Source organism: Bradyrhizobium sp. (assembly GCF_049512235.1).
GTDB lineage: Bacteria > Pseudomonadota > Alphaproteobacteria > Rhizobiales > Xanthobacteraceae > Bradyrhizobium.
Window position 1 is genome coordinate 1 of the sequence record NZ_JBEKXH010000476.1, and the last position, 4955, is coordinate 4955.

Consider the following 4955-nt stretch of genomic DNA (forward strand, 5'->3'; position numbering starts at 1 on the left):
ACACCCTCGCCACCGGCTTTTCGTCGCCAGGATTGCCGAGCGCCAAGCGGCGCAACCGACGGGCGACCTCTGCCTTGGCCCGAGCATCCCGCAGACCGGATAGCCAATCGGAGAAAATCCTAGTTTCGCGGATTTCCATCATTTGTAAACTATAGGAGACATTCGCCGGTGCGTCAACTATGAGTGACAGAATGCATCCTGGGCTCCGGGGCTCATCGCCCGGAAGCATCGCTCACACGCGCCGTTTCTCAAGGGCGCGCCATGCAAGCACTGGCTTATTCCGGCCGACCATCCAGCATTGTTGTCGGCCGCCAATTATGATTGATGCAGGGCAGCAGCTGGATTTCACCGACAAGGCGCCCCGAGGCTTGGCATCAAACGGACGAATTGGGCCGCGACATCCGAGGCTTGGAGCGGCCGGATTTCGCGCCACACGCTGGCTCAGCGCGCGATTGTTTGCAGCCGCAGGCTTTCATCAGCTCGGCTCACAGTTTGCCGATGCGCGGATCGCCACGGTCCGCGACAAGCTTGACCGTGGCGAGCGGATTTATCTCGCAGGGTTAGGACCTCCCGGCACCCACAACTCCGGTGTCGCCCTGGTCGAGGTGACCAGGACGAACGGACCGCGCCTGATCGTCAACAACGAGGAAGAGCGCTTCTCCGGCAACAAACATACGACCGAATATCCGCGGGCCTCGATCGATGCGATGTTAGCAACGCTGCGCGGCATCGGGCGCGACGTCGAAGATATCGCCGCCTGGCTCACCAGCTGGGATTACCCGGATCTGGCCGGAACGATCGCCCGCTCGGTGCTGGAGGAAGCGCCGCAAAGCCTAAAACTGCTGCGCACCACCGAAGCCGCCGGATTTGACGGCCGCCGGCTCGAGCAAATGACCCGCACGCCTAAAATCCTCGGCCGACAGCTCGGCCTTGCGGAGCGTGTGCCGCTGATCTGCATGCCGCATCACGACAATCACGCGTGGTTTTCGTTCGCGGCCTCGCCGTTCGCCGACAGCGACGAGCCGGTCGCCATCGCCGTGCTCGACGGTACCGGCGACCGCGGGTCGATCTCGCTCTACGTCACTGAAAACGGCACGATGCGCCGGCTATATTGCAACGACAGCATGTTCGATTCTCTGGGTGCCTTCTACAGCGTGATTTCATCGACCCAGGGCGGCTGGACCTGGCTGTCCAGCGAGGGCCGTTACATGGGCGCCGCCGCGTGGGGCGACATGAACCGCGCCAGCAATCCCTATTACAGGCGGCTGAGCGAGGTGCTGCATTTCGGCGGCGACGGCGAAGTCCGCCTCAATCGCGCGCTTGCAAATTGGTATTGCGACCCGTTCGATCATCCCTACAAGGCCGCGCTGATCGAGATCCTCGGCGAACCCATCAAACCCGATCAGCTGTGGAATCCCGACGCGGTGCTGCGGGTCGAGGACATCCATCACCGCCCCGATACGAGGGAGCGCCTCGACAAGGCGGCTGCGACGCAATTGGTGTTCGAGGATGCCATGATCCATGTGGTCGATCATCTGTTGCGCCTGACCGGCGCCAACCGGGTGGTGCTCACGGGCGGCGTGGCATTGAACGCGGTCGGCAACATGCGGCTATTGGAATATTTCGACGAGACGTGGTTCGCGAGGACCCAACGACGAAGGGCCCGCCTGCATCTGTGGGTGCCGCCTACGCCCGGCGACCCCGGCGTCCCCATCGGCGCCGCCTGGCTGTTCGCGCGTCTTGCCGGCGCCCCGCGCGGCGCTCCGTTGACCCATGCATTCTATTGCGGCTGCCCGGCGTCACGGGATGACATCACGAGCGCGTTGGAAGCCCCCGATATCGCCTCGCAGCAGATCGGGGATATCTCGACGCAAGATCGCCGCGACGCCATTGCCGATCTGATGGCGTTCATGGTGGCGCAAAAGGGCGTCATCGCGCTGTACCAAGGCTCGGCCGAAACCGGACCGCGCGCGCTGGGCCATCGTTCGATTCTGGCGAACCCCTGCGATCCCGGAACGCGGGAGCGGCTCAACGCGCGCGTCAAGTACCGCGAAGCGATCCGCCCGCTGGCGCCGATGGCGACGCTTGAAGCGGCGCTTGAATATTTCGATCTGCTCGAAGGCGCCTCGGACGCCGATTACAACGCCTACAATTATATGGTGCTGACGGCGCGCTCGAAGCCGCACGCGCGCGCCAGGATTCCGGCCGTGATCCATGCCGACGGCACCGGCCGCATCCAGATCGTGCGGGAACAGGACGATCCCCTCACCTACGCCTATCTGAAGGCGCTCGGCCGTCACATCGGCGTCGAGATCTCCGTCAACACCTCTTTCAATGTCGCCGGCCCGATCGCGCAGACCCCAACCCAGGCGATTGAAACGCTGCGGCGCTCGAAGGGGCTTGATGTGGTGCTGCTGGTGGCTGATGACGGCGCGGTGTACGCGGCATGGCACGGGGGCGATCGCGACAGCGGAAGGTTTACCGGATTGCTTTCGCAATGGAAAACCACGCGGAATAGCCGCTAAAATAACGGCATCTCATCTTCGTTACGCCGTGGCCTGGAACCGGTCGAGGCAACCTGCATTGGTCAATCCACGTCCTCGACTGCGCCGGGCGTGATGCCGAATGCCCGCTGCGCCAGCGTCGCCGCCATGAACTCGTCGAGATCGCCGTCGAGTACGCCTGAAGTGTCCGAGGTCTGCACGCCGGTGCGCAGGTCTTTTACCATCTGGTAGGGCTGCAGGACGTAGGAGCGGATCTGATGCCCCCAGCCGATATCGGTCTTGGCGGCCTGGTCGGCGGCGGCCTGTTGCTCGCGCTTCTTCAATTCGATCTCATAAAGCCGCGCGCGCAGCATGTCCCAGGCCTGCGCCTTGTTCTTGTGCTGCGAACGTCCGGCCTGGCAGACCACCGCGACCCCGGTCGGAATGTGAGTCAGCCGGACCGCGGATTCGGTCTTGTTGACGTGCTGCCCGCCGGCGCCGCCCGAGCGCATGGTGTCGGTTCGCACGTCGGACTCCTTGATGTCGATCTTGATGCTGTCGTCGACCACCGGAAAGACGGCGACGCTGGAGAACGATGTGTGCCGGCGCGCATTGGAGTCGAACGGCGATATCCGCACCAGCCGATGCACGCCGCCTTCGGTCTTGAGCCAGCCATAGGCATTGTGGCCGCTGATCTGGATGGTGGCGGATTTGATGCCGGCCTCTTCGCCTTGGGTCTCTTCCAGATATTCGATCTTGAAGCCGTGCTTTTCCGCCCAGCGCGTGTACATGCGCAGCAGCATCTCGGCCCAGTCCTGGCTTTCGGTACCGCCGGCACCCGCATGGACCTCGAGATAAGAATCAAAACGGTCAGCCTCGCCCGACAGCAGCGCTTCCAGCTCGCGGCGCGCCACCTCCTTCTTGAGCGCTTTCAGCGCGGCCTCGGCCTCGGTCACCACGCCGGCATCGTTCTCGGCCTCGCCGAGTTCGATCATTCCGACGTTATCCTCGAGCTCGCGCTCGACCTTGCCGATGCCATTGAGCGCGTCCTCCAGCGAGGTGCGCTCCTGCATCACCTTCTGGGCCTTCTGGGGGTCGTTCCAGAGGTTGGGGTCCTCGGCGAGCTTGTTCAGCTCCGCGAGGCGAGCGGTCGAAGCATCGACGTCAAAGATGCCTCCTCAGCAGCCCGACCGACTGCTTGATCTCTTCCACCAGACGTTCGACTTCGGCGCGCATGGGCTCCCTGATCTGCGGCGAGGGCCGCGATTACCAACCGTTGGCCGGATGTAGCGGCGGCGGCGGCAAAGCGCAATCGGCTTGCATCGCGGTCTGCTACCAAAGTCCCCCTGTTCCCGGGCGCAGGATGGTGCGGTCGGCATCCGAAGACACCGCCAGCGAGCGGCCATCGGCATCGCCCACGCCGATCATTGCGTAATTGTCCGGCGGCGCGGTGCCCGGCTTGAAAAATTCCCGAATGGTCTTGCCGCCGTCGCCCGGACCCGGCCGAATTCCGGTCTTGGCATCGACCTGGACAATCTTGATACCGACAGGCACGCGGAACGGAGTAGCCGGCTTGTCGGCGAGCGCGAGCTTCATGAAATCTCGGGCAATCGGCGCGGCGGTGTGGCCGGCTTGGGCGTCTCGGCCCAGGCTGCGGGGCTTGTCGTAGCCGAGATAGAGACCGACCACGAGATCGGGCGAGAAGCCGATGAACCAGAGGTCCTTTGCTTCATTGGTGGTGCCGGTCTTGCCGGCGATCGGCTTGCCCACGTCGCGCATCACGGTTGCGGTGCCGCCCTGCACCACCCCTTCCATCATCGAGGTGATCTGATAGGCCGTCATGGTATCCAGCACCTGCTCGCGGCGATCCACGAGCTGAGGCTCGGGCTGATTTTTCCAGCCCTCGGGGGCGTCGCAGCCACGGCATTCCCGCGCGTCATGCCTGAAGATGGTATGGCCATAGCGATCCTGGATGCGGTCGATAAGCGTCGCCTTCACCCGCCGGCCGCCATTGGCGAAGATCGAATAGGCCGTCACCATCCGCATCACGGTGGTCTCGCCGGTACCGATCGCATAGGAGAGATAGTTCGGCAACTCGTCATAGACTCCGAAGCGCTTGGCATATTCGCCGATCAGCGGCATGCCGATATCCTGCGCCAATCGCACCGTCACATCGTTGAGCGACCATTTGAGGGCTTCACGAAGGGTTGTGGGACCTCGATAGTGGCCAACTGAAAAATTCTGCGGACGCCAGATCCCGGCTCCCGGCCCCTGATCGATTTCGATCGGCGCATCAACCAGGACGGACGACGGCGTATAGCCGTTGTCGATTGCGGACGAATACACGATCGGCTTGAAGGTAGATCCGGGCTGCCGGTAGGCCTGGGTGGCGCGGTTGAACTGGCTCTGGTCGAACGAGAAACCGCCGACCATGGCGAGCACGCGGCCGGTCCAGGGATCCATCACCACCAT

At 63.5% G+C, this 4955-nt stretch carries 3 protein-coding genes; 1 reads left to right on the plus strand and 2 read right to left on the minus strand.

Annotated elements, in window-relative coordinates; translation table 11 throughout:
- Nucleotides 1–452: 452 nt before the first annotated feature.
- Nucleotides 453–2525, plus strand: a complete 2073-nt coding sequence (locus tag ABSG20_RS29850) for a carbamoyltransferase C-terminal domain-containing protein (protein WP_423868054.1) — start codon at nucleotides 453–455, stop codon at nucleotides 2523–2525.
- A gap of 62 nt (nucleotides 2526–2587) precedes the next feature.
- On the opposite strand, the gene prfB is transcribed toward ABSG20_RS29850, so the two are convergent.
- Together prfB and ABSG20_RS29860 are read right to left on the minus strand one after the other, a co-directional pair.
- Nucleotides 2588–3719 (minus strand): peptide chain release factor 2 gene (gene prfB, locus ABSG20_RS29855; RefSeq protein ID WP_423868055.1). Its coding sequence is split into 2 segments (ribosomal slippage): nucleotides 2588–3649 and nucleotides 3651–3719, totalling 1131 coding nucleotides; the frame shifts between segments, so codons are not numbered across the junction.
- Between the two features lie 96 nt (nucleotides 3720–3815).
- The coding region (locus tag ABSG20_RS29860) for a penicillin-binding transpeptidase domain-containing protein (protein WP_423868056.1) at nucleotides 3816–4955 on the minus strand (1140 nt) is incomplete at its 5' end.